This window comes from Ramlibacter ginsenosidimutans (assembly GCF_016654015.1).
Classification (GTDB): Bacteria; Pseudomonadota; Gammaproteobacteria; order Burkholderiales; family Burkholderiaceae_C; genus Ramlibacter; species Ramlibacter ginsenosidimutans.
Genome location: NZ_JAEPWM010000009.1, coordinates 131,003 through 154,417, shown reverse-complemented (window position 1 = coordinate 154,417; position 23,415 = coordinate 131,003). Strand labels below are relative to the sequence as shown.

Sequence of the window (23,415 nt, the reverse complement as noted above, 5' to 3'; positions counted from 1 at the left end):
CGCTAATCGGTGACCGGGGCCGCCAGCCAGGCGATCGCCTGGGTCTCGTCGTCGAACACCCGCACGTTCACGCCGTTGCGCCGCGCCGCCTTCTCGCTCACGCGCGTGACCCGTTCGGGCGGGACGACGGAGGCGATGCGGCGCATGTGCGACAGGCTCGCAGCCGCCTCCTCGCCGATGCGGAATTGCTCCGGGCGGGAAAAGGGCGTCACCACGCCGCGCAGGTCCACCAGCACCTTGTCTTCGTCCCAGGTCTCGCTCTCCACCCCCAGCAGGTGGATCAGCGAGAGCAGCTGCCCGAAGCTCGGGCCGCCGGTGATCCGTACGCGGATGTAGTGCGCCATAGTGTCGATCGCGAGATCGAAGTCCATGGCGCTTCCGAATGTGCCAGAGCGCGCGCGCGCCGGGGAGCTGCAATCGGCCAGGCGGCTGCCCGGCGGGCAACGGTGTTACCGAAGTAACGCCCCCAACACGAGTTTCACAACGCGAGCCGATGCCCCGGGCTCAGGCCTGCAAGGCGGCGAGCGCGCGTGCGATGTTGGCGCGGGCGCGCTCCTCGAGCGCGTCGTGGAAGGGCGGGGTCTGGTAGATGCGCGGACGCGCGAGGAAGCCCGCCAGCACGCGCGAGCGGCCGGCACGGAACTCGGGCTCGGGCACGTGCGCGTACTCGGCGCGGACCTGCACGCTCGACTCGTCGAAGCGCGCGGGGCTCGCGCCGAGGATCGCGAGGTCCACGTCCAGCAGCAACTGGGCGTCGCTGTCTTCCGCCGCCGCTTCGTGCTTCGCCGTCGCGAGCACCAGGTCCGCCACGCGCTGCTCCAGCGCTGCATCGCAGCCGGCGGCCCGCACGCTGTCGCGGGCCCAGGCGGCGCTGCGCTCCTCGTTGTCGTGGCGCCGCGGGTCGTACACGGCGTCATGGAACCACAGTGCCAGTTCGACCTGTTCCGGCTGCCGCGCCAGCGAGCGCGCTGCGTCGAAGTTCGCGAGGCACTCGCGCAGGTGCTGCAGCGTGTGGTAGTGGCGTTCCGGCTCGCCGTACGCGCGCACCAGCTGGTTCAGCAAGCCGCCGCTGGCCGTCTGCGCACCCAGCGCCGTCCACATCCGCTGCCAGCCCTCGGCCCCGAGCAGGGCCGCGCTCACTGGAGTACCTTCGTGCTGCGCACTGCGGTATTCGCCCTTGGGGCGGCCCGGCGGGCTCATGGATTGCGCGCGGAAGTCGCGCCCAGGGCTTCCTTCACTTCGCGTCCCAGTTCGATCACGGCCATTGCGTAGTAGCTGGACCAGTTGTAGCGCGTGATCACGTAGAAGTTCTCGGTGCCCGCGACGTAGGTCGGGGGATCGCCGCCGTTCTGCAGTTCGATCAGCGCGAGCGGTCCCTTGTGCTCCAGCGCCGGGCCGTCGAGGACGGCGCCCAGCTCCTGGAAGCGCGCGACGCTGAAGGTGGGCAGGATGTCCGGCGCGAGCAGCGCGTCCAGGTCGGTCCGCGCGGGATCGAGGCGGACCGGATAGTAAGCGGGCATGCCGGGGATCCAGCCGTAGCCCTTGAAGTAGTTGGCGACCGAGCCGATCACGTCGTCGGCGTCACGCGCGAGGTCGATGTGCTTGTCGTCGTCGTAGTCGACGCCCCAGCGCGCCAGGCTGCTGGGCATGAACTGCGGCATGCCCCACGCGCCGGCATAGCTGCCGCGCGGCCGCAGCGGGTTCACGTGCTTCTCCTGGCACCAGGCGAGGAACTGGTCCAGCTCGTTGCGGAAGTATTGCGTGCGCTCCGCGGCGCGCGGATGGCTGGCCGGAAAGTCGAAGGCCAGCGTCGCGAGCGCATCGATGATCCGGAAGTCGCCCATCTGCTGGCCGTAGATGGTCTCGACGCCGACGATGCCCACGATGATTTCGGCCGGCACCCCGAACTCCTGTTCGGCGCGTGCCAGCGTGCCGCGGTTCTCCTGCCAGAAGCGCACGCCGGCGGCGATGCGCGTCGCATCGATGAAGCGGCTGCGGTAGGCGTTCCAGTTCTTGGGCTGGCCCGGGGGCGCCGGCTGCATGAGGCGGCTCACCACCGGCAGGTTGCGGGCCTGGCCCAGCGCCTTGCGCACCCACGCCGGGTCGAGGTCGTGGCGGGCGGCCACGTCGTCCGCGAATTCCATCGCGTCGGGGCGCAGCGCATAGGCGGCGTCGCTGCGCTGGGACTCGGGCTTGCCGCGCGGTCCCGCATGGGAGGCGCAGGCCACGAGCGAGCAGGCGCTGGCGAGCAGCAGGGCGGGGAGGAAGGCAGCAGGACGCATCAATGGGGCCAGGAGATCTGGTGGAATTCTCGCCGCAAAGCGGAGAGGCTTTGGGCGGGCGTGCGCGCGTAGCGCTGCGCTTCCAGCTTCAGCAGCCACTGCGCCAGGGCCCGCGCGTCGGCGCCGAAACGGCGGCTCGCCTGTTCTGCGATCGCGCGCGGTGGCTCCGTGTTCCCGATCTCGAGGCCAGCCTGGCGCAGCCGCTTGCGCGCGCGGGCCAGCAGGCGTTGCCAGGGATCGTGCTGCTGGCGGTCCCACCAGCTCCATGCCGCGCCGGCGAGCGCCACGATCACGATCACGGCCAGCAGCACGCGGCTCAGGTCTTCCCAGCTCGGCGAGCTGAAGCCCAGGTCGCGCAGCATGCCGAGCTGGCGGCTCTGGGTGTAATTCAGCACCCACTGGTTCCAGCCGTTGTTGGTGGCGTCCCAGCTCGCGCGCAGGGCCGCCCACAGGTCCGGGCTGACCGTCTCCATCGCGGAGCTCAGCACGCCCTGCGGCGCGACCAGCCGCTGGAAGGATCCCGTGCGCCCCGGTGCTACGGCGGCGGTCGGGTCCACGCGCACCCAGCCGCGGCCGGACAGCCACACCTCGGCCCACGCGTGCGCATCGCTCTGGCGCACGACCCAGTAGCCGTCCACGTTGTTGGGCGAGCCGCCCTGGTAGCCCGTGACGACGCGCGCGGGGATGCTCATGGCGCGCATCAGCACGACGAAGGCGGAGGCGATGTGCTCGCAGAAGCCTTCCTTGCTGTCGAACCAGAACTCGTCCGCCGTGTTCTCGCCGTACACGCCGGGGGACAGCGTGTAGCTGTAGCCGCCCGTGCGCAGCAGGTGCAGGGCCGCCTGCACCAGGCCGGCGGGCGTGGCGCCGGGGTTCTCGCGCTGCAGCCGCCCCGCGAGTTCGATGGTGCGGGGATCGAAGCCGGGCGGCAACTGCGTGTACTCCGGTAGCACCATCGAGCGGCGGGCGGGCCCGTGGCGGAAGCGCGTGTGGCTCACCGCGCGGTAGCGCACCAGGTCCACCACCGGCTGCGACAGCACCCACTGCAGTTCGCTGGTCATCGCGACCTCCATGCCCGGCGCGCTCGGCGGCTCGGTGGCTGCGTCCAGCGTCAGCAGCCAGGGGCGATTGCTCGGCTCCAGCGTGACCTCGTAGCGAACGGGCGGACCGAACCCCACCAGTTGCGGGTCGGCGATCCGCGGCGGCGGAAAGCGCGCCGACAGGCGCGGCAGCAGCGGCCGCCATTCGCGGCCGTCGAAGTCGCTGAGCACCGGACCGCGGAAATAAAGCTCGCTCTGCGGCGGCGGGTCGCCCTCGAAGCGGACGCGGAAGGCAACGCTGTCGTCCAGCACCAGGTCCGCCAGCGAGCCCACGCGCATCTGCGAGGACAGGCCGCTGCGCCCGCTCATGGCGTCGGCCGGGATCCCCCACAGCGGCGACAGGCGCGGGAACAGCACGAACAGCAGCGCCATCACCGGCGCGCCCAGCAGTGTCATCCAGGCGGCGGTGCGCGCCGCCTGCGCGAGCGGCGGGCGGCCCACCGGCATGTGGGCGTTGACCAGCGCGGTGAGCAGGCCCAGCAGTCCGACCAGCATCGCGGCGGCCACGGCCAGCGACTGCGAGAAGAAGAAGTTCGTGAGCATCGTGAAGAAGCCCAGGAAGAACACGACGAAGGCGTCGCGCCGCGCGCGCAGTTCGAGCGTCTTCAGCGCGAGCAGCGCCACGATCAGCGTCACGCCGGCGTCGCGTCCGAGCAGGGTCTGGTGGCTGGCCCAGGTGCCGATCACCGTCGCCACCAGCAGCAGCACGAGCCAGGCGCGACCGGGCAGCGGACGCGCCTGCACGGCCAGCGTGGCGCGCCAGAGCAGCACGCCCGCGGCGAGCAGCGTGCACCACCAGGGCAGGTGGCCCAGGTGCGGCAGCAGCACCCAGCCGATCACCAGCAGCAGGAACAAGGTGTCGCGCGCCTCGCGCGGCAGCGTGCGCAGGCGAGCCGCGAGCGTCAGCACAGCGCCAGCGCCTCCAGGCAGCGGCGCTTGTGCGCCTCGCCCGCGCCCGGTTCGACCTCCTGGCCAGGCAGGCGCAGGCCGTAGTCCAGGCCCAGCCGGTCCGCCTGCAAGACCCAGGCCGCCAGCCGGGCGAGCCGGCCCTCGGGATCGGCAACCCCGCACTGGCGGTAGTCGAGCCACAGCTCCACGCGCTGCGCCTGCAGGGTGTCGCGGCTCACGAGCTCGCCGCTGCGGGCCGCCTTCTTCCAGACCACCAGCTTCATGGGGTCGCCGCGCCGGTACGCTCGCACGCCCTCGAACTCGCCCGTGCCCTGCGCGCGACGCAGCGCCGCGGGGCCGCCCGAGCGCGGCTCGCCGGCCGGCAGCGGCGGCGGATGCGCCTCGGGCGCCGGATACACGAGCACCTGCGCCGCCGGCCGCCACACGGTCCACACGCGGAAGGTGCCCAGCGGAAAGCGCGTCTCCGCCGTCAGCGGCGGCACGCGATGCAGTCCGCGCCGCTGCGGCCGGAAGGCGACCTGCACGGTGCAACTGCCCTGCGGCGGCACGTCGGTCCAGGCCCAGCGGTCGTCCTGCGTCGCGTCCAGCACGGCCAGGCCGATGCCGTAGCGCGTGCTCGCGCGGGCGTTGGCCAGGGTGACGGTCAGCGGGGCGCTGGCGCCGGCGAACTGCGGCGGCGGCTGCATCAGCGCCAGCGTGAGGCCGCGCAGCGTGGCATGGGACACGTGCATGCCGACGATCGCGCAGCCGGCCAGCAGGAAGGTCAGCAAGTAGCCGAGGTTCAGCTGGTAGTTGATCGATCCCACCAGCAGCACCAGCAGCGTCCCTGCAAGCATGAACCCTGGGCGCGTGGGGAGGATGTACACGTTGCGCTGGGTCAGCGTCATCGTGTCGGAGTGCGGCAGCCGCGCCTGCCACCAGGCGCGGAAGCGCCGCCGCGCGAACGCCACCGGGTTGAGCGCCGGGGCTTGCGCGTCGGGCGTGAGCGGCCCGCGCTCGGCGGGCCAGGCCGAACCCTGGACGCTGCTCATGGCAGCGGCACCGCCTCCACCATCGCGCGCACCTGTTCGACCGGCCCGCGGCCGGCATCGCCGACCGGGATGAGGCGGTGCGCCACGGTCTGCGGGAAGATCGCCTGCACGTCGTCGGGCGCCACGTAGTCGCGTCCGGACAGCAGGGCCTGCGCCTTGGCCGCGCGCAGCACGGCGATGCCTGCGCGCGGGCTCAGGCCCTGCAGGAACCAGCGGCCCGAACGCGTGGCGGCCACCAGGTCCTGCACGTAGTCGAGCAGCGGATCGGCCGCATGGATGTCCATGGCCTGCTGCTGCAGCACCTGCAGCTCGATGGGCGACAAGGTGTTGCCCAGGCGCTCCACCATCTCGCGCCGGTCCGCTCCCGCATACAAGGCGCGCTCCGCCGCGCGGTCGGGGTAGCCCAGCGAGATGCGCATGAGGAAGCGGTCCAGTTGCGACTCCGGCAGGGCGAAGGTGCCCAGCTGGTCATGCGGATTCTGCGTCGCGATCACGAAGAAGGGGGAGGGCAGGGCGCGCGTCGCGCCTTCGACCGTGACCTGTTTCTCCTCCATGGCTTCGAGCAGCGCGCTCTGCGTCTTCGGGCTGGCCCGGTTGATCTCGTCGGCCAGCAGCACCTGCGCGAAGATGGGGCCCGGGTGGAACACGAAGCCCTCCTTGCCGCGGTCGTACACCGACACGCCGGACAGGTCGCTGGGCATCAGGTCCGCCGTGAACTGCACGCGCGAGAACTGCAGGCCGAACGCGCGGGCCAGGGCATGGGCGAGGGTGGTCTTGCCCACCCCCGGGACGTCCTCGATCAGCAGGTGTCCCCCCGCCAGCAGGCAGGCCACGCAGTCGCGCACCTGGGCCGGCTTCCCGACGATCACCGTGTTAAGCTGGGCAAGGAGCGTTTGGAGTTTTTGTCGTGCTTCCATCAAGCACGACCTTATCCGATATTGGGCGGACGCCGAGGCAAGGCATGTTGAAGACCGGCTATTTCACACACCCGGACTGCAGGAAACACGACATGGGGCGCGGGCACCCCGAGTGCCCCCAGCGACTGGACGCCATCGAGGACCGCATGCTGGCCTCCGGCCTGCTGGACGTGGTGGACCGCCGCGAGGCGCCGCTGGCGAGTCCCGAGATCGTGGAACTGGCGCATGACCGCATGCACGTCGCCTCCATCATCGGGCTGGCCGAGGAACTGCGGCAGCAGGAAGAAGCCGGCGGCTCCAGCCTGGTGCACATCGATCCCGACACGGCGATGAACCGCCACACGCTCAACGCCGTCCTGCGCGCCTCCGGCGCCGCCATCGCGGCCACCGACGCGGTGATCGCGGGCGAGCTGGAGAACGCGTTCTGCGCCGTGCGGCCGCCGGGGCACCATGCCACGCGCGCCCGGGCCATGGGCTTCTGCGTGTTCAACAGCATTGCCATTGCGGCGCGCTACGCGCTGGAGCGCCACGGCCTGCAGCGCGTTGCGGTGGTGGATTTCGACGTGCACCACGGCAACGGCACCGAGGACATCCTCTCCGGCGACGAGCGCGTGCTGATGGTGGGCATCTTCCAGCACCCGTTCTATCCCTACAGCGGCTTCGACGCGCACGCGGCCAACATGGTGAACCTGCCCGTGCCCGCGTACACGAAGGGCCCGGCCATCCGCGAGCTGATCCAGAAACACTGGCTGCCCCGGCTGGAAGAATTCCGGCCGGAGATGATCTTCGTGAGCGCCGGTTTCGACGCGCACCGCGAAGACGACCTCGGCCAGCTGGGCCTGGTCGAGGCCGACTACGCGTGGATCACGCGGCAGCTGATGGATGTCGCGAGCCGCCACGCGAAGGGCCGCATCGTGTCCTCGCTGGAGGGCGGCTACAACCTCGATGCGCTGGGTCGCAGCGTCGAGGCGCACGTGCGCGTGCTGGCGCAGGTCTGAACAAGAACGACACGAGGAGGGTGCTGCGATGGAGCAGCCGCTGATCGAGGCGCGCGATGCGCGCGGGGTGGTCACGCTCACGCTGAACCGGCCCGCCAGTTTCAATGCCCTGAGCGAGGAAGTGCTGCAGGCCCTGCAGGCTGCGCTGGACCGGCTCGCCGGCGACGAATCGGTGCGCGTGCTGGTGCTCGCGGGCGCCGGCAAGGCGTTCTGCGCGGGGCACCACCTGAAGGAAATGATCGCGCGGCCCGAGCTGGCCTACTACCAGGACCTGTTCGCCCGCTGCAGCCGCATGATGCTGGCGTTGCAGGCGCTGCCCGTGCCCGTGATCGCCCGCGTGCATGGCATCGCGACGGCGGCGGGCTGCCAGCTGGTGGCGCAATGCGACCTGGCCGTCGCCTCCACCGAAGCGAGCTTCGCGGTCAGCGGCGTGAACTACGGTCTGTTCTGCTCCACGCCCAGCGTGCCCCTGCTGCGCAACATGGCGCCCAAGCAGGCGATGGAGATGCTGGTGACCGGCGACTTCATCTCCGCGCAGGAAGCGCAGGCGCGCGGCCTGGTGAACCACGCGGTCGCGCCGGAGCAGCTCGATGCGGAAGTCGAACGGCTGGTGCAGGCCATCCTCGCCAAGCCGCGCGTGGCGCTTGCCATGGGCAAGGACCTCTTCTACCGGCAGCGCGAGATGGGCGTGGCCGCGGCCTACCAGCTCGCCACGCAGACCATGGCGGTGAACATGATGGAGCCCTGCGCGCTCGAGGGCGTCACGGCGTTCACGGAGAAGCGCAAGCCCGGCGGGGACAAGGGCCGGGCCGGATGATCGAGTTCGACGACCTGATCGGGTCCCTCAACCACCGCGGCATCGGCTGGGAAACCTTCACCCTGGTGGCCTGCCTGGCCGCGGCCTACGGCATCTGCTGGCTGTCGGGGCGGCGCCAGCCGCCGGAGTCCGTGCTGTTCGGGCGCTACCTCGTCGACGGGCTGCTGTTTCCGCTGATCGCGCTGGTCCTCACCTACGCCGCTCGCAAGATCCTCGGCGGCCTGCAGCCGGTGCCGCTGCTGCGCCTGGCGCTGCCGGTGCTGATGTCGCTCGCGGGCATCCGCCTGCTCGCGCGCGTGTTTCCGCTCGTGTTCCCGCGCTCGCACCTGGCGCGGCGCATGGAGACGCTGTTCTCGTGGCTGGCCTGGATCGCCGCGGTGCTCTGGATCATGGGGCTGCTGCCCGCCGTGATGACGGAGATGGACAACGTGCGCTTCACCTTCGGCAAGACGCGCGTCACCCTGCTCGGGATCGTGCAGGGCCTCATCTCCTCGGGCCTGGTGCTCGTGCTCGCGCTGTGGTTCTCCGCCGTGCTCGAACGCCGGGTGCTGCGCGATGCGGTGAGCGACCTGTCGCTGCGCAAGGTCGCCGTCAACGCCGTGCGCGCTTCCCTGCTGACCATCGGCTTCCTGTTCGCCTTGTCGGTGGCGGGCGTGGACCTCACCGCGCTGTCGGTGCTCGGCGGCGCGGTGGGCGTCGGCCTGGGCTTCGGCCTGCAGAAGCTGGCCGCCAACTACGTGAGCGGCTTCGTGATCCTGGCCGAGCGCAGCCTGCGCATCGGCGACACGGTGAAGGTGGATGGCTTCGAAGGCGTGGTCGCGGACATCAAGACCCGCTACACGCTGATCCGCGCACCCGACGGCCGCGCTTCGGTGGTGCCCAACGAAAAGCTGATCTCCGAGCGGGTGGAGAACCTGTCGATCGCCGATCCGCGGGTGCTGGTCTCCACCGAGGTCGTGGTGGGCTACGACAGCGATCCGGACGAGGTCATCGCGCTGCTGTGCGACGCGGCGCTGCGCACCCAGCGCGTGCTGGCCGACCCGCCGCCCTCCGCGCGGCTGGCGACTTTCGGCAACGACGGGCTGGACTTCCGCCTGCTGTTCTGGATCGACGACCCGCAGAACGGCACGCTGAACGTGCGCTCGGACGTGAACCTCAAGATCCTGCGGGCGCTGCGCGAGGCGCGCATCGACATCCCCTATCCGCAGCGCGTCCTGCGTATCCTGCCCGCGGCAGGCGCCGCGCTGCCGTCGGCCGACGGCGGCACCAGGGACGACGCGACGCTGTCGCGGGGAGGCTGAGCGCGCGCGCTCAGCGCATGAGCGAGGGCAGCCAGAGGCTCAGCGACGGGAACGCGATCAGCAGTCCCAGCATCAGCACCAGCACGAACACGAAGGGCCAGCAGCCCCGGTAGATCGCGCCCAGGCCTACGCCGGGCAGCAGCGCGTTGAGCACGAACATGTTCATGCCCACGGGCGGCGAGATCAGGCCGATCTGCACCACCATCACGATCAGCACGCCGAACCACACGGGGTCGTAGCCGAGGGCCGTGACGATGGGGAAGAACAGCGGGATGGTGAGCAGCACCATCGTCAGTTCCTCCATCACCGTGCCGAGGATCACGTAGATCACCATCATCGCCACGACGATCATCGGCGGCGACAGCCCGCTGGTGGTGATGAGCGCCTTGAGGTCCCCGGGCATGCTCGTGAAGTTGACGAAGTTGGCGAACAGCGTGGCCGCGATCAGCAGCGTGAACAGCATCGCGGTCGTGCGCGCCGACTCGACCAGCACTTCGGCGAGCTGCGCGAGCGTCAGCCGCCGCCGCGCCACCGCGAACAGGAACGCCCCCGCCGCGCCGATGCCCGCGCCTTCGGTGGCGGTGAAGATGCCGCCGTAGATGCCGCCCAGCACCACGATCACCAGCACCAGCACGCCCCAGATGCCGCGCAGCGCCTTCCACCGCTCGGGCCAGGAGCTGCGCGGGCCGGCGGGTGCATGCGCGGGATCGCGGGCGGTGATCCAGGCGATGCCCGCCATCATCAGCGCCGCCGAGGCCAGGCCGGGGATCACGCCGGCGGCGAACAGCTTGCCGATGTTGGTCTCGGTGATGATCCCGTAGATCACCATGATGGTGGACGGCGGGATCATGATGCCCAGCGTGCCGCCGGCGGCGATCACGCCCATGGACAGCGTGTCGCTGTAGCCCAGCTCCTTCATGGACGGATAGGCGACCTTGCCCATGGTGGCGGCCGTCGCGATGGAGGAGCCGCAGATGGCGCCGAAGCCCGCGCAGGCGGCGACCGTCGCGTGCGCCAGTCCGCCGCGCCGGTGGCCGATGAACGCGTAGGCGGCGGCGAACAGTTCCTGCGCCAGGCCGGCGCGCGCCACGAAATTCCCCATCAGGATGAACAGGGGGATCACCGACAGCGTGTACGCGAAGCCGGTCTCGTACACGACCTGCGCCGTCGAGGCGAGCGCCGGTTCCCAGCCGCGCGTGAGGCCGATGCCGACGAGGCCCACCCCGCCCATGGCGAAGGACAGCGGCACGCGCAGCACCGCCAGCAGGAAGACGAGGGCGAAGCCGGCGAGCGCGGCGATCACAGCGCCACGCCTTCGCCTTCGGCCAGCGCCGCCGGCGGCCGGGCGATCAGCCGCAGGTGCACCACGCCCGCGAGGCCGCACAGCACGGCCATGCCGTAGAGGAAGGGCGCTTTCGGGATCTTCAACTGCGCGGTGGTCTCGCCGGTGGCGGCGAATTCACCTGCCGTCTTCCACATCAGCACCGCGAGCGACAGCAGCGCGACGGCGATGAGCAGGTCGATCACCGCCTTCTGCAGGCGCAGCACGCGCGGCGGGAGGTACGTGTCGAAGGAGTCGAACAGCACGTGTTCGCCGCGCAGCGACACCAGCGGCAGCGCGGCGAAGATCACGACCACCATCAGCAGCTCGGTGAGCTCCAGCGACCCGGGGATGGAGTTGTCCAGCAGCTTGCGCCCGCCCACGTCGAAGAAGGTGAGCGCCATGATGGCGAAGAGGGCGGCCGCCGAAAGGAAGCCGCAGGCCAGGGCGAGGATCTTCTCGAAGCGCAGCGACGGCACCCTACTTCGACGCCTTGGCGATCTCGGAGCGGAACTCGGCGAGCACCTTGTCCGCGTTCGGCAGGCCCTTGGCCTTCGCGTCGTCGAACCACCGCTGCTCGAGCGGGGCGGTACGCGCCTTCACGTCGGCGACGAACTTCGCGTCGGCCTTGGTGACCTGCACGTTGTTGGCCTGCATGAGCGCGTAGGCCCGGCGGTCCACCTTGTCCCAGTTGCGGCCCATGATGCGCGCGGCGACTTCGCCGGAAGCGGCATCCACGGCCTTCTTCGCGGCCGGGTCCAGCTTGTCGTAGGTGGCCTGGTTCATCATGAAGACGAAGCTGGTGTTGTACAGGCCGCCGGGAAAGGTGGTCGCGTACTTGATGAGCTTGTCGATCTTGAAGGACTCGATGGACTCCGCGGGAAAGAGCGTGCCGTCCATGACGCCGCCGGAGAGCAGCTCGTAGGAGTCGGGCGCGGGCTTGAGCGTGACGTTCATGCCCAGCGCCTTGGCGATCTCGTTGACCATGCCGCCACCCACCCGCCACTTGAGGCCCTGCAGGTCCTCCAGCTTCGTCACGGGCCGCTTGGTGTTGAACACGATGCCGGGGCCGTGCGTGAAGAAGGCCAGCACGTGCACGCCCTGGTGCTCCTGCAGGAACTGCGGGTGCTTCATCGCGACCCGGTTGAAGGCCACCGAGATCGGCTCGGACTGGTCGCCGAGGAAGGGGAACTCCGCCATCTGCGTGAGCACGAAGCGCCCGGGCGTGTAGCCGTGCACGGTGAAGGAAACGTCCGCCAGGCCGTTCTTCACCGCGTCGTAGGTGCCCGGCGGGTTGGCGACCGCGCGCGGGAGCACGTTGCAGCGGACCTTGCCGGCCGCGTTCTTCTCGACCAGGTCGCACCACTCCTTCTGCGCGACGCTGAGCGCGTGCGTGGGTGGGACCCAGCTGGACACCGTCAGCACCGTCTGCGCGTGCGCGGCGCCGGCGGTGAAGAGGGCGAGGGAGCCGAACGAGGCGAGTGCGAGGAGACTGCGTTTCATCGACCGAACTCCTGATCTTCGTGTGCGGGCACTGTAAGCGGCGGCCCTGAGGGGCCCGGTCCTGACTTACCCGCATCGGCGCTCGCGAAGAAATCGCGCGATGCGCTGGACGGCCGCGCCTGCGGCCCTATAATCCAGAAAAACGAACGGTCGTTCTTTTTTGTGTTCCCCCCATGATCCGGGGGGGTGGGGGTGCGTCCCCCACATAGAATTTCAGGGTTGACGCATACGTCAATTCCCCACAACTCTAGGAGTGCCCCAATGAAGGTCCTGGTCCCCGTGAAGCGGGTGGTGGACTACAACGTGAAGGTCCGCGTCAAGTCGGACAACACGGGTGTGGACATCGCGAACGTGAAGATGAGCATGAACCCGTTCGACGAGATCGCGGTGGAAGAGGCGGTGCGCCTGAAGGAAAAGGGCGCCGCCACCGAGGTGATCGCCGTCTCCTGCGGCGTGCAGCAGTGCCAGGAAACGCTGCGCACCGCCATGGCGATCGGCGCCGACCGCGCCATCCTGGTCCAGACCGACGAGGAGCTGCAGCCCCTGGCCGTGGCCAAGCTGCTGAAGGCGCTGGTCGACAAGGAGCAGCCGGGCCTGGTGATCCTGGGCAAGCAGGCGATCGACGACGACTGCAACCAGACGGGCCAGATGCTGGCCGCGCTGGCCGACCTGCCGCAGGCGACCTTCGCCTCGAAGGTGGAAGTGGCCGACGGCAAGGCCAAGGTCACGCGCGAAGTGGACGGCGGCCTTGAGACGCTGGAGGTCACGCTGCCGGCGGTGATCACCACCGACCTGCGCCTGAACGAGCCGCGCTACGTGACGCTGCCGAACATCATGAAGGCGAAGAAAAAGCAGCTGGACACGCTCAAGCCCGAAGACCTCGGCGTCGATGTCAAGCCGCGCCTGAAGACGCTGAAGGTCAGCGAGCCGCCCAAGCGCGGCGCCGGCGTCAAGGTGCCCGACGTTGCGACGCTCGTGCAGAAGCTGAAGACCGAAGCGAAGGTCATCTGATCATCAGGCAATCAGAACGCAGAGGACGCGAAGACACGCAGAGGACGCAGAGAACATCCAATTTCAATTGGTATTCCTCTGCGTCCTCTGCGTAACCTCTGCGCACTCTGCGTTCAACATCTTGGAACAACCATGACCTCCCTCGTCATCGCCGAACACGACAACAAGTCGATTCGCCCTTCGACCCTCAACACCATCACCGCAGCCAAGGCCTGCGGCGGCGACGTGCACGTGCTGGTTGCCGGTGCCAATGCCGGTGAAGCCGCCAAAGCCGCTGCGCAAGTCGCGGGCGTTGCCAAGGTCATCCTCGCGGATGGCCCCCAGTTCGAGCACGGCCTGGCCGAGAACGTCGCCGCGCAGGTGCTCGCACTGGCCGGCAACTACAGCCACATCCTGTTCCCCGCGACCGCCAGCGGCAAGAACATCGCCCCGCGCGTCGCGGCGAAGCTGGATGTCGCGCAGATCTCCGACATCACGAAGGTCGACAGCCCGGACACGTTCGAGCGCCCGATCTACGCCGGCAACGCCATCGCCACCGTGCAGAGCGCCGACAGCGTGAAGGTGATCACCGTGCGCACCACGGCCTTCGATCCCGCTCCCGCCACCGGCGGCAGCGCCGGCGTGGAGAACGCCAGTGCCGCCGGCGACGCCGGCAAGAGCCGCTTCCTGGGCCAGGAGATCGCGAAGAACGACCGCCCCGAACTCACCGCCGCCAAGATCATCGTGTCCGGTGGCCGGGCGCTCGGTTCTTCCGAGAAGTTCCACGAAGTGCTGGAGCCGCTGGCCGACAAGCTGGGCGCCGCCATCGGCGCATCGCGCGCCGCCGTGGACGCGGGCTACGCGCCGAACGACTTCCAGGTCGGCCAGACCGGCAAGATCGTGGCGCCGCAGCTGTACATCGCCCTGGGCATCTCCGGCGCGATCCAGCACCTGGCGGGCATGAAGGACTCCAAGGTGATCGTCGCGATCAACAAGGACCCGGAAGCGCCGATCTTCAGCGTGGCCGACTACGGCCTTGAGGCCGACCTGTTCCAGGCCGTGCCGGAACTGGTGAAGGCGCTGTAAGGCCGACTCCCTCCCCGTCCCGGGGAGGGGCGGGGTGCGGGCGCTCCCCGACACTTGGAGCGCCCCCATCCCAGCCTTCCCCCAGCGGGGAAGGAGCAAATCCAGGAGAGAGTCAAATGAGCTACATCGCCCCCGTCAAGGACATGCTGTTCGACATCGAGCACCTGGCCGACATCGAACAGATCGCGCAGATGCCCGGCTTCGAGGAAGCGGGGCTGGACACCGCGCAGGCCGTGCTCGAGGAGTGCGCGAAGTTCAACGAGGGCGTGCTGGCGCCGCTGAACGTCGAGGGCGACCGCCATCCCTCCAGCTGGAAGGACGGCCAGGTCACGACGACTGCCGGCTTCGTGCAGGCCTACAAGCAGTTCGCCGAAGGCGGCTGGCAAGGCCTGCAGCACCCGGCCGACTTCGGCGGCCAGGGCTTGCCCAAGACGATCGGCGCCGCGTGCATCGAGATGCTCAACTCCGCCAACCTGAGCTTCGCGCTGTGCCCGCTGCTCACGGATGGCGCCATCGAGGCGCTGCTGACCGCGGGCTCGGACGACCTGAAGTCGGTGTACCTGGAGAAGCTGGTCACGGGCGAGTGGACCGGCACCATGAACCTCACCGAGCCGCAGGCGGGCAGCGATCTCGCCATGGTGCGCTCGCGCGCCGAGCCGCAGCCTGATGGCACCTACAAGGTGTTCGGCACCAAGATCTTCATCACCTACGGCGAGCACGACATGGCGGACAACATCGTCCACCTGGTGCTGGCCCGCATTCCCGGCGCGCCCGACGGCGTCAAGGGCATCAGCCTGTTCGTCGTGCCCAAGTTCCTGGTGAACGCCGACGGCTCGCGGGGCGCGCGCAACGACGTGCACTGCGTCAGCATCGAGCACAAGCTGGGGATCAAGGCCTCGCCGACCGCCGTCCTGCAATATGGGGATCATGGCGGTGCCGTGGGCTACCTGGTGGGCCAGGAGAACCGCGGGCTCGAGTACATGTTCATCATGATGAACGCCGCCCGCTACGCCGTCGGCGTGCAGGGCATCGCGGTGGCCGAGCGCGCCTACCAGAAGGCCGTGGCCTATGCGCGCGACCGCGTGCAGTCGCGTCCCGTGGACGGCAGCGTCAACGGTCCCGCGACCATCATCCACCACCCGGACGTGCGCCGCATGCTCATGACCATGCGCGCCATGACCGAGGGCTGCCGCGCCATGGCCAGCGTGGCGGCCGCCGCGTACGACGCCGCGCACCACCATCCGGATGCGCAGGCGCGCAAGCAGAACCAGGCCTTCTACGAATTCCTGGTGCCGCTGGTCAAGGGCTACAGCACGGAGATGAGCCTGGAAGTCACGTCGCTGGGCGTGCAGGTGCACGGCGGCATGGGCTTCATCGAGGAGACGGGTGCGGCGCAGTACTACCGCGACGCCAAGATCCTCACCATCTACGAAGGCACGACCGCGATCCAGGCCAACGACCTGGTCGGCCGCAAGACCGCGCGCGATGGCGGCCAGGTGGCGCAGGCGATCGCGGCGCAGATCGAGAAGACCGAGGGCGAGCTCGTGCGCCGCGACAGCGTCGCCGCGCGGGCGGTGGCCAGGCGGCTAGTCGCCGCGCGCAAGGCCTTCCTCGACGTGGTCGGCTTCGTCGTGCAGCAGGGCAAGGCCTCGCCGAACGCGGTGTTCGCCGGCTCCGTGCCCTACCTGATGCTGGCCGGCAACCTGGTGGCGGGCTGGCAGCTCGCGCGCTCGCTGCTGGTCGCCGAGGACCTGTTGCACAAGGGACAGGACGCGTCGTTCATGCAGGCGAAGATCGCCACCGCGCGCTTCTACGCCGACCACATCCTCGCCCGCGCGCCGGGCCTGCGCGATGCGATCGTCGAAGGCGGCGACAGCGTGACCGCGCTGCCGATGGAAGCGTTCTGAAGACCGCGCGCAATTGCGCGCACCGCTGGGGTTCCTGCGTCACCCCAGCCTGCCGACCATGAATTCGTAGGCTGGCGGTGAGGCGTAGCCGAACCCCAGCAACAGGAGAACCGATGTCCAGATTGCCGCGTGTCCTGCAGAACCTGCCCTTGCCCGTGATCGCCTCGCCGATGTTCATCGTCAGCAACCCGAAGATGGTGATCGAGCAGTGCAAGGCGGGCATCGTCGGCTCCATGCCGGCGCTGAACGCGCGGCCCGCGGCGCAGCTGGACGAATGGCTGCACGAGATCGAGGAGACCCTGGCGGCGCACGACCGCGCGCACCCGGACCGCCCGGCCGCGCCCTATGCCATCAACCAGATCGTGCACAAGAGCAATGACCGGCTCGAGCACGACATGGAGGTGGTGGTCAAGCGCAAGGTGCCCATCGTCATCACCTCGCTGGGCGCGCGCCCCGACGTGAACGAGGCCATCCACTCCTACGGCGGCATCGTGCTGCACGACATCATCAACAACACGTTCGCGCGCAAGGCCATCGAGAAGGGCGCCGACGGCCTGATCGCGGTGGCGGCCGGCGCCGGCGGCCATGCGGGCGTGAAGAGCCCGTTCGCGCTGGTGCAGGAGATCCGCGAATGGTTCGACGGTCCGATCGCCTTGTCGGGTGCCATTGCGAACGGCGGCGCGGTGCTGGCCGCGCAGGCGCTGGGCGCGGACTTCGCGTACATCGGCTCCGCCTTCATCGCCACGCACGAGGCGCGCGCCAGCGACGATTACAAGCGCGCGATCGTCGAGGGCAGCTCCGACGAGATCGTCTACTCCAGCCTGTTCACGGGCGTGCACGGCAACTACCTGAAGGCCAGCATCCGCAACGCGGGGCTGGATCCCGATCGGCTGCCCGAGAGCGACCCCAGCAAGATGAGCTTCGGCGGCGGCGAAGGCAGCAAGAAGGCGTGGAAGGACATCTGGGGCTCGGGGCAGGGCATCAGCGCCGTGAAGGAAATCGTGTCCGTCGCCGAGCTCGTGGCGCGCCTTGCGCGCGAGTACGCCGAAGCGCGCGGGCGATTGGCCCTGCCTGCGATGGCGACGGCCTGAGCGCCTGTCGCCGGCGCGGGCGCTACGCCGCGCGGCCGAGCCAGAGCGTCGCGACGCCCAGGATCACGCAGCCGATCGCCACGGCATACAGGATCCATCCCGGAAACGACGCGGCGTCGTCGCGCACTCGCCCGACGAGCACGCGCGCCGCGGCCGCCGCGATGATGGCGAAGACGAAGAACCAGGCATAGGGGGGCAGTCCGAACATGGTGTGGCTCCTGTTCTGAGGCCAGTCTCCGGCGCAGGACGGCGCGCCACTGTCAGGTCCGCCCCGTTTCGCGTGTAGTCCCCGCCCCGTGCACGGACGCTCGCCGCGGTGGCATACTGTACGCATGAACAGTATCGACCGCAGTACCGACACCCGGGCCGCGGAGGTGCGCGTCCCGATCGAGGCCATCAAGGGGCGCGGCACGGCAACACGCTTTCCGCATCGCTTCGCCTCCGATGCCCGGGAGGGCTTCGACGACGGCTGGGAGCACGCCGATGACGATCCGGCCGCGCCGCCGCGCACGGAGATCATCTGGGAGACGGCGAAGAGCATCATCGCCACCAACGACTCGCCGGACATCTACTTCGACCAGTCCATCAATCCCTACCGCGGCTGCGAGCACGGGTGCATCTACTGCTATGCCCGGCCCACGCACAGCTACCTGAATCTCTCGCCGGGGCTCGACTTCGAGACCCGGATCATCGCCAAGCGCAACGCGGTGGAACTGCTGCGGGCCGAGCTCGCGCGCCGGTCCTATCGGCCGCAGCTGATCGCGATCGGCACCGCCACGGACTGCTACCAGCCCGTGGAGCGCGAACTGCGGCTCACGCGCGGGCTGATCGAAGTGCTGCACGAGGCGAACCATCCGTTCGGCCTGGTCACCAAGTCCAGCGGCGTCGAGCGCGACCTCGACCTCCTCGCGCCCATGGCGCAGCAGGGGCTCGTGGCGGTCTACGTCACCATCACCACCCTGGACGCCGAGCTCGCCCGCAAGCTCGAGCCGCGCGCCGCCGCGCCGCATCGGCGGCTTCGCGTGTTGCGCACGCTGGCCGAGCATGGCGTCCCCTGCGGCGTCAGCCTCGCGCCGCAGATTCCCTTCCTCAACGACGACATGGAACAGGTGATGGAGGCCGCGTGGGACGCGGGCGCGCGCGAGGCCTTCTACCACGTGCTGCGGCTGCCCTGGGAGGTCGCGCCGCTGTTCCGGCAGTGGCTGGAGCAGCACTACCCGCAGCGCGCCCAGCGCGTGATGCACCGCATCCAGGAGATGCGTGGCGGCAAGGACTACGACAGCGACTTCGCCACGCGCATGAAGGGCTCGGGCACCTGGGCGCAGCTGGTGCGCCAGCGCTTCGAGCGCACGGCCCGGCGCCTGGGCTTCAATGCGAAGCGGCAGGTGTTCCGCACCGACCTGTTCCGTCCGCCGTCGCCGCCCGGGCAGGGCTGCCTGTTCTGACACATGCAACGCAAACTCCCGATGGCGCTGCTGCCCTGAGCGACAACGATCAGCCGTGCGCCGGCGCGTCCGTCGCTGGGGGCGCCACCGGCTCGACGAAGATCCGCTGCACCTTGGGGAAGCGTTCGCGCACGGTGTGCTCGATCTGCTTGATCGTGCGCGCCAGCTCGGAGGCGGGCATCTCGGGCGCAAAGGTCACGGCGAAGGTGACCAGCACGTCCTCGGGGCCGACGTACATCGAGAGCACCCGGCCGACGTCGCGCACGCCGGGAGCGGAGCGCGCGATGGCCTGGATCTCGCGCGCGGTCTCCGGCTTCACGCCTTCGCCGACGAGCAGTCCGCGGGATTCGCGGATCAGCAGGACCGCGACGCCGGCCAGCAGCAGGCCGATGGCGATGGACGCGGCGCCGTCGAGGCGCGGCATGTTGAGCGCGTGGCTGGCGAAGATGCCGATCGCGGCAAGCGCGAGCCCGACGAGCGCCGCGGAGTCTTCCGCCATTACCGTGTAGGTGGCCGGGTCCTTGCTGATGCGCAAGGCGTGCCAGAAGGGCGTATCGCCGCGTTCACGCGTGAACTGGCGGAACGCGATGGTGAAGCTCGCGCCCTCGAACACCGCCGCGCAGCCCAGCACGATGTAGCTCCAGAAGGGGTCTTCCAGCGCATGCGGATCGCGCACGTGCAGCACGCCTTCCCAGAACGAGACGGCGCCGCCCGCGCCGAAGATCAGCACGGCGACGATCAGGCTCCAGAAGTAGAGCTCCTTGCCATGCCCGAAGGGGTGCTGGGCCGAGGCCGGCTGCTCGCTGCGGTGCTCGCCCAGGAGTAGCAGCAGGCTGTTGCCCGAGTCCACCAGCGAGTGGATGCCTTCGGACAGCATGGCGGAGCTGCCGGTGATGCCGGCAACGATGAACTTGGTGACGGTGATGGCGACGTTCGCCGCCAGGGCGCCGTAGATCGCCGTGCGGGACTCGGCCATGAAGAAGACTGCGGATGGCGTTCCAATCTAGCATCGACTCGCGATCGCGGGGGTCGGCGCGAGCCCCGCACGCGAACCTTGCGAGGAAGAAAGTGCGTTGCCGTGCGCGGCACGGCGGGGATCGCGCGGCGCAGGCAGCTGGGGTTCGCCTGCGGCTCACCACCAGCCTACGGTCCTCGCGTGCCGTCGTAGTGCCTTCGTAGGCTGGCGGTGAGCAAAGCGAACCCCAGCGATGCGAAAGCTCGCTGGCGCTTCTCGCGCCCGAACTAGGAACTGCTCGCCGCGTTCTGAGCGGCAGGTCGATCTTCGCGTCTCGGCCGGTTGCCCCTCGGCCTGGACCAGGACGAGGCTCCGCGTTCGTGATGTTGCGAGCGCCCAGAAAAAAGCCCCCGGAGGAGGCCGGGGGCAGGGGAGTCCTGAAATGCTCTCTCGTGCGATGCGTGGCATCACACCGACAGTCTATCTATTTGAACAAATATGAAACTGCGGGAAACCACGTACACGCGGGCTCAGCGCGTGCACTGCTCCACGACTTCCGCGGCGCGGCGCCGGTCGCGCCGTTCGGCCGCGCTGTCGCCGGGCTCGGTCGGCGCCTGCAGGCTGGTCACCAGCTCGCCGTTGGCGGCCACCACCCCGGCCTTGCCGGCTTCCAGCGCGGCAAGGACCGCGGTGGAGCGGGACGCGTCCGCGCGTGCGGCAGCCGACGCAGCGGAGCTGCCCCTGCCGCCCGCGCCCCGGGGCGGAGGCGACTCGATGGTGCCCGAAAGGTCCGGCTCCGGTCCGCGGCCGGGTGATCCGTCCGCCCTGCCGGCCGGCCCGCCTTGCTCCAGCCGCACCTTGTCGCCGGCGAGCACCACGTGGTTCGCGGCAATGACGCCGGTGTGGCGCAGCTGGGAAGCGAACATTCCTACCGCATCGCCTTCCAGCCGACCCAGGTTGACGGCGCGGTCAGCGGGCGACGTCACCTGCAGCACGATGCCTTCGATCCCTCGCCCGGTGAGCGCCACGGTCTGCCCCGCGCCCAGCAGCACGGCGCCGTTCGGCGCCTGGACGATCGCGTCCTTGCCCACGTTGACGTCGGTCCCGAGCAGGACCACGTCGCCGCTTCGCGCGAGCACCTGTCCTTGCACATCGACGCCGCGATGCCCGCGCTCGGCGCTGAAGCGCATCCGTCCGGCGAGCGCGTCCGCGTCGGACAGGGCCAGCGCGGAGGCGGTGAACGCCGCCGTGTCGACGGTCGCGCCCGGGCCGATCGCAATGCCCGAGGGATTCACCAGCACGAGCTGGCCGTTGGAGCTGAGCGTGCCGAGGATGTCCGAGGGTTTGTTGCCCAGCACGCGGTTGATGGACGTGCTGTCCGGGCCGGGCTGCAGGAAGTGCGTGATGCTGCCGGCGGGGACCGAGAAGCTGCGCCAGTCGATCACCGACCGCCGGGTGCCGGCGCCATCGGTGGTGGTCACGAGCAACGACTTGCCCAGTTGCTGGAACTGCGCGTTGCCCAGGCGCACGTCGGGACCGACCGGCTGCGCCATGGCCGTGCCGCCCGCGAGCAGCAGGGCGAGCGCACAGCCGGTGCCCAGCGGGCCGGACCGGAATTCCCTTCGCATGTTCCCTTCCTTGTGGCGGCGTTGCGGCCGCAGCCACAACGTAGGACCAGCTTGTGGCTGAGGCAGTAGGAAACAAGCGGGGCGCCGTGTAGGCCAAACCCCGACGGGCGCTAGCGCGCGAGAGCGAAGCCGGCGACCAGCAGCGCCGCCGCGAGGCACGCACCCCAGAAGTTCGCCTGCAACTGCGCGGGCCCGGAGAGGCGCCGGACCTGCGCGTTCCACACGAAGACCACCGGCACCAGCGCGAGCGCCAGCAGGAGCACGAGCGCCTGCCAGCGCAGGAAACTCGGCCACGCCGGCATCCAGGTGCGGGGCGGTCCCTGCCAGAGCGCCTCGATCGGCAGGTGCTGGCTCCACAGACCGGTGGCGAACAGCGCCCCGAGGACCAGTGCCAGGCTCAGCGCCGGCTTGAGCGTGCGCCGCCAGCCGAGCAGGTTGAGCACCACGCCGCTGCCGCCGGCGATGAGCAGCACGGACGCCAGGGTGGCACGCGGCTCGGTGCCCTCCGTGATGAATCGCCAGAGGCCGACGTTGCAGGCCAGCGCCAGCCACAGGCAGGCCCAAAGCACCAGCCGCGCCGGATGCGGCGCGACGCGTGCTTCGCCCGGCATCAGCAGGGTGGAGTAGCCGGTGCTGCGGAACAGCTTGAGCGCCATGGAGGCGATTGTGGCCGCGCCCCGCCCGCTTGGCACCCCGCGCGTGCATTGGCGCCGCGCGGGTGTCCTGCGCCCACCACACTTCGCGAACCGCGGGCAGTTAGCGGGCAGCTAAACCGGGACAGCCGGACGCAGAGGGCGCAAAAGAGGGAAAGGACGCAGAAGAATTCCTTGATGGATTCTTTTGCGTCCTCTGCTTGCTTCGCGGTCTCTGCGTCCGGCAGTCCGTTCCCGCTCCCGCTCCCGCCGACCTAAGCGCTGAAAAAGCCCTTCAGCTTGTCCGCCCACGATTCCTCGTTGGGCGAGTGCTTGGAGCCGCCCTTCTTCAGGGACTCCTCGAGTTCCTTGAGCAGCTTGCGCTGGTGCTCGGTGAGCTTCACTGGCGTCTCCACGGCGATGTGGCAGTACAGGTCGCCGGGGTAGCTCGAACGCACGCCCTTGATGCCCTTGCCGCGCAGGCGGAACTGCTTGCCGGCTTGCGTGCCTTCGGGGATGTCGATCGCGGCCTTGCCGCCGAGCGTCGGCACCTCGATCTCGCCGCCGAGCGCCGCCCGCGCGATGCTCACGGGCACCACGCAGTGCAGGTCGTCGCCGTCGCGTTCGAAGATCGCGTGCTTCTTCAGCCGGATCTCGATGAACAGGTCGCCGGGCGGGCCGCCATTGGTGCCGGGCTCGCCGTTGCCGGCGCTGCGGATGCGCATGCCGTCGTCGATGCCGGCGGGGATGCGCACTTCCAGCGTCTTCTGGCGCTTCACCTTGCCCTGGCCATGGCAGCTCTGGCAGGGCTCCGGGATGATCTTGCCCGTGCCGCGGCAATGCGGGCAGGTCTGCTGCACGCTGAAGAAGCCCTGCCGCATCTGCACGACGCCCGCGCCGTGGCAGGTGGTGCAGGTCTTGGCCTGCGTGCCCGGCTTGGCGCCGGTGCCGTGGCAGGCCTCGCACTCGTCCCAGGACGGGATGCGGATCTGCGCGTCCTTGCCCTTGGCCGCTTCCTCCAGCGTGACCTCCATCGCGTACGACAGGTCGCTGCCGCGATAGACCTGCCGGCCGCCGCGGCCGCCGGCGGCGCCGCGCTGCTGGCCGAAGATGTCGCCGAAGATGTCGCCGAAGGCTTCCGCGAAGCCGCCGAAGCCTTCCGCACCGCCCGCGCCGCCGCGCATGTTCGGGTCCACGCCCGCATGCCCGAACTGGTCGTACGCCGCGCGCTTCTCCGCGTCCGAGAGCATCTCGTACGCTTCCTTGGCCTCCTTGAAGCGCACCTCGGAATCCTTGGCGCCGTCCCCCTGGTTGCGGTCAGGGTGGTACTTCATCGCCAGCTTGCGATAAGCCTTCTTGATCTCGTCCTCGCTGGCGTTCTTGGGAACGCCCAGGACTTCGTAGTAATCGCGTTTCGTGGCCATGTATGGTCGTTCTACAGCAGAAACGCCGCGTCGACCTCCGCCGCAGGCGTGAGAGTCGAACGCGGCGAGTCAAGCACG

Annotated in this window: 22 protein-coding genes; 8 read left to right on the top strand and 14 right to left on the bottom strand. The window is 69.7% G+C overall.

Translation table 11 applies throughout. The features are described from left to right. Window positions 1-2: 2 nt before the first annotated feature. The 6 genes from JJB11_RS19665 to JJB11_RS19640 form a co-directional block, all read right to left on the bottom strand. Entirely contained in the window at window positions 3-371 is a 369-nt protein-coding gene (locus JJB11_RS19665) for a SpoIIAA family protein (protein WP_201175422.1), read from the bottom strand. Window positions 372-504: 133 nt separating this feature from the next. Continuing rightward, window positions 505-1,200 (bottom strand): HD domain-containing protein, encoded by a 696-nt coding sequence (locus tag JJB11_RS19660; RefSeq protein WP_242529039.1) that lies wholly within the window; start codon window positions 1,198-1,200, stop codon window positions 505-507. After that, the gene (gene mltB / locus JJB11_RS19655) at window positions 1,197-2,282 is read right to left on the bottom strand and encodes a lytic murein transglycosylase B (protein ID WP_201175420.1); all 1,086 of its coding nucleotides are present in this window, start codon (window positions 2,280-2,282) and stop codon (window positions 1,197-1,199) included. The genes JJB11_RS19660 and mltB overlap by 4 nt, the downstream gene beginning before the upstream one ends. After that, entirely contained in the window at window positions 2,282-4,291 is a 2,010-nt protein-coding gene (locus JJB11_RS19650) for a transglutaminaseTgpA domain-containing protein (RefSeq protein ID WP_201175418.1), read from the bottom strand. Before JJB11_RS19650 ends, mltB begins: the two co-directional genes overlap by 1 nt. Further along, window positions 4,285-5,322 carry a DUF58 domain-containing protein gene (locus JJB11_RS19645; RefSeq protein WP_201175416.1) on the bottom strand — a complete coding sequence of 346 codons (1,038 nt, stop codon included), beginning with the start codon at window positions 5,320-5,322 and terminating at the stop codon, window positions 4,285-4,287. The genes JJB11_RS19650 and JJB11_RS19645 overlap by 7 nt, the downstream gene beginning before the upstream one ends. Continuing rightward, window positions 5,319-6,239: an AAA family ATPase gene (locus JJB11_RS19640; RefSeq protein ID WP_201175414.1), complete on the bottom strand. Its 921-nt coding sequence runs from the start codon at window positions 6,237-6,239 to the stop codon at window positions 5,319-5,321. Before JJB11_RS19640 ends, JJB11_RS19645 begins: the two co-directional genes overlap by 4 nt. 44 nt (window positions 6,240-6,283) lie before the next feature. On the opposite strand from JJB11_RS19640, the gene JJB11_RS19635 reads away from it, so the two are divergent. From JJB11_RS19635 to JJB11_RS19625, 3 genes are read left to right on the top strand one after another with little or no spacing between them, the layout of a single operon-like run. Next, window positions 6,284-7,237 (top strand): histone deacetylase family protein, encoded by a 954-nt coding sequence (locus tag JJB11_RS19635; protein ID WP_201175412.1) that lies wholly within the window; start codon window positions 6,284-6,286, stop codon window positions 7,235-7,237. Between the two features lie 28 nt (window positions 7,238-7,265). Beyond that, the gene (locus JJB11_RS19630; protein ID WP_201175410.1) at window positions 7,266-8,054 is read left to right on the top strand and encodes an enoyl-CoA hydratase; all 789 of its coding nucleotides are present in this window, start codon (window positions 7,266-7,268) and stop codon (window positions 8,052-8,054) included. Continuing rightward, window positions 8,051-9,355 (top strand): mechanosensitive ion channel family protein, encoded by a 1,305-nt coding sequence (locus tag JJB11_RS19625; protein WP_201175408.1) that lies wholly within the window; start codon window positions 8,051-8,053, stop codon window positions 9,353-9,355. Before JJB11_RS19630 ends, JJB11_RS19625 begins: the two co-directional genes overlap by 4 nt. A 10-nt stretch (window positions 9,356-9,365) precedes the next feature. Here the strand turns inward: JJB11_RS19625 and JJB11_RS19620 are convergent, their stop codons facing one another. From JJB11_RS19620 to JJB11_RS19610, 3 genes are read right to left on the bottom strand one after another with little or no spacing between them, the layout of a single operon-like run. Next, window positions 9,366-10,658: a TRAP transporter large permease subunit gene (locus tag JJB11_RS19620; protein ID WP_201175400.1), complete on the bottom strand. Its 1,293-nt coding sequence runs from the start codon at window positions 10,656-10,658 to the stop codon at window positions 9,366-9,368. Further along, complete coding sequence (locus tag JJB11_RS19615) at window positions 10,655-11,155, bottom strand: TRAP transporter small permease subunit (protein WP_201964957.1); 501 nt, start codon at window positions 11,153-11,155, stop codon at window positions 10,655-10,657. Before JJB11_RS19615 ends, JJB11_RS19620 begins: the two co-directional genes overlap by 4 nt. A gap of 1 nt (window position 11,156) precedes the next feature. Continuing rightward, entirely contained in the window at window positions 11,157-12,179 is a 1,023-nt protein-coding gene (locus tag JJB11_RS19610) for a TRAP transporter substrate-binding protein (RefSeq protein WP_201175398.1), read from the bottom strand. A 261-nt stretch (window positions 12,180-12,440) separates the two neighbouring features. On the opposite strand from JJB11_RS19610, the gene JJB11_RS19605 reads away from it, so the two are divergent. The 4 genes from JJB11_RS19605 (at window position 12,441) to JJB11_RS19590 (ending at window position 17,253) form a co-directional block, all read left to right on the top strand. Next, window positions 12,441-13,190, top strand: a complete 750-nt coding sequence (locus JJB11_RS19605) for an electron transfer flavoprotein subunit beta/FixA family protein (protein ID WP_201175396.1) — start codon at window positions 12,441-12,443, stop codon at window positions 13,188-13,190. Between the two features lie 132 nt (window positions 13,191-13,322). Beyond that, window positions 13,323-14,255: an electron transfer flavoprotein subunit alpha/FixB family protein gene (locus JJB11_RS19600; protein WP_201175394.1), complete on the top strand. Its 933-nt coding sequence runs from the start codon at window positions 13,323-13,325 to the stop codon at window positions 14,253-14,255. A 116-nt stretch (window positions 14,256-14,371) separates the two neighbouring features. Next, on the top strand, window positions 14,372-16,162 hold the full coding sequence (locus tag JJB11_RS19595; RefSeq protein WP_201175392.1) for an acyl-CoA dehydrogenase: 1,791 nt from the start codon (window positions 14,372-14,374) through the stop codon (window positions 16,160-16,162). A gap of 113 nt (window positions 16,163-16,275) precedes the next feature. Next, a complete protein-coding gene (locus JJB11_RS19590) occupies window positions 16,276-17,253 on the top strand; it encodes an NAD(P)H-dependent flavin oxidoreductase (RefSeq protein ID WP_201175390.1) in 978 nt (325 codons plus the stop codon). Between the two features lie 22 nt (window positions 17,254-17,275). Here JJB11_RS19590 and JJB11_RS19585 read toward each other — a convergent pair whose 3' ends face one another. Next, a complete protein-coding gene (locus JJB11_RS19585) occupies window positions 17,276-17,461 on the bottom strand; it encodes a hypothetical protein (RefSeq protein WP_201175388.1) in 186 nt (61 codons plus the stop codon). Window positions 17,462-17,585: 124 nt separating this feature from the next. On the opposite strand from JJB11_RS19585, the gene JJB11_RS19580 reads away from it, so the two are divergent. Next, the gene (locus tag JJB11_RS19580; protein ID WP_201175386.1) at window positions 17,586-18,698 is read left to right on the top strand and encodes a PA0069 family radical SAM protein; all 1,113 of its coding nucleotides are present in this window, start codon (window positions 17,586-17,588) and stop codon (window positions 18,696-18,698) included. Between the two features lie 49 nt (window positions 18,699-18,747). On the opposite strand, the gene JJB11_RS19575 is transcribed toward JJB11_RS19580, so the two are convergent. From JJB11_RS19575 to dnaJ, 4 genes are all read right to left on the bottom strand, one after another. Further along, entirely contained in the window at window positions 18,748-19,674 is a 927-nt protein-coding gene (locus tag JJB11_RS19575) for a cation diffusion facilitator family transporter (RefSeq protein ID WP_201175384.1), read from the bottom strand. A 509-nt stretch (window positions 19,675-20,183) separates the two neighbouring features. Further along, window positions 20,184-21,281, bottom strand: a complete 1,098-nt coding sequence (locus JJB11_RS19570) for a two-partner secretion domain-containing protein (protein WP_201175383.1) — start codon at window positions 21,279-21,281, stop codon at window positions 20,184-20,186. A gap of 110 nt (window positions 21,282-21,391) precedes the next feature. Then, window positions 21,392-21,937, bottom strand: coding sequence for a hypothetical protein (locus JJB11_RS19565; protein WP_201175381.1), 546 nt, complete (start codon window positions 21,935-21,937; stop codon window positions 21,392-21,394). 251 nt (window positions 21,938-22,188) lie between these two features. Then, complete coding sequence (gene dnaJ / locus JJB11_RS19560; RefSeq protein WP_201175379.1) at window positions 22,189-23,337, bottom strand: molecular chaperone DnaJ; 1,149 nt, start codon at window positions 23,335-23,337, stop codon at window positions 22,189-22,191. Window positions 23,338-23,415 lie beyond the last annotated feature (78 nt).

Bases quoted from the DNA above. Each gene is read 5' to 3' on its own strand.
- JJB11_RS19645 (WP_201175416.1), bottom strand. From the start codon at position 5,322: ATGAGCAGCGTCCAGGGTTCGGCCTGGCCCGCCGAGCGCGGGCCGCTC.
- JJB11_RS19600 (WP_201175394.1), top strand. From the start codon at position 13,323: ATGACCTCCCTCGTCATCGCCGAACACGACAACAAGTCGATTCGCCCT.
- JJB11_RS19635 (WP_201175412.1), top strand. From the start codon at position 6,284: ATGTTGAAGACCGGCTATTTCACACACCCGGACTGCAGGAAACACGAC.
- JJB11_RS19595 (WP_201175392.1), top strand. From the start codon at position 14,372: ATGAGCTACATCGCCCCCGTCAAGGACATGCTGTTCGACATCGAGCAC.
- JJB11_RS19610 (WP_201175398.1), bottom strand. From the start codon at position 12,179: ATGAAACGCAGTCTCCTCGCACTCGCCTCGTTCGGCTCCCTCGCCCTC.
- JJB11_RS19565 (WP_201175381.1), bottom strand. From the start codon at position 21,937: ATGGCGCTCAAGCTGTTCCGCAGCACCGGCTACTCCACCCTGCTGATG.
- JJB11_RS19660 (WP_242529039.1), bottom strand. From the start codon at position 1,200: ATGAGCCCGCCGGGCCGCCCCAAGGGCGAATACCGCAGTGCGCAGCAC.
- dnaJ (WP_201175379.1), bottom strand. From the start codon at position 23,337: ATGGCCACGAAACGCGATTACTACGAAGTCCTGGGCGTTCCCAAGAAC.
- JJB11_RS19630 (WP_201175410.1), top strand. From the start codon at position 7,266: ATGGAGCAGCCGCTGATCGAGGCGCGCGATGCGCGCGGGGTGGTCACG.
- JJB11_RS19575 (WP_201175384.1), bottom strand. From the start codon at position 19,674: ATGGCCGAGTCCCGCACGGCGATCTACGGCGCCCTGGCGGCGAACGTC.
- JJB11_RS19625 (WP_201175408.1), top strand. From the start codon at position 8,051: ATGATCGAGTTCGACGACCTGATCGGGTCCCTCAACCACCGCGGCATC.
- JJB11_RS19570 (WP_201175383.1), bottom strand. From the start codon at position 21,281: ATGCGAAGGGAATTCCGGTCCGGCCCGCTGGGCACCGGCTGTGCGCTC.
- JJB11_RS19590 (WP_201175390.1), top strand. From the start codon at position 16,276: ATGTCCAGATTGCCGCGTGTCCTGCAGAACCTGCCCTTGCCCGTGATC.
- mltB (WP_201175420.1), bottom strand. From the start codon at position 2,282: ATGCGTCCTGCTGCCTTCCTCCCCGCCCTGCTGCTCGCCAGCGCCTGC.
- JJB11_RS19605 (WP_201175396.1), top strand. From the start codon at position 12,441: ATGAAGGTCCTGGTCCCCGTGAAGCGGGTGGTGGACTACAACGTGAAG.
- JJB11_RS19665 (WP_201175422.1), bottom strand. From the start codon at position 371: ATGGACTTCGATCTCGCGATCGACACTATGGCGCACTACATCCGCGTA.
- JJB11_RS19580 (WP_201175386.1), top strand. From the start codon at position 17,586: ATGAACAGTATCGACCGCAGTACCGACACCCGGGCCGCGGAGGTGCGC.
- JJB11_RS19640 (WP_201175414.1), bottom strand. From the start codon at position 6,239: ATGGAAGCACGACAAAAACTCCAAACGCTCCTTGCCCAGCTTAACACG.
- JJB11_RS19585 (WP_201175388.1), bottom strand. From the start codon at position 17,461: ATGTTCGGACTGCCCCCCTATGCCTGGTTCTTCGTCTTCGCCATCATC.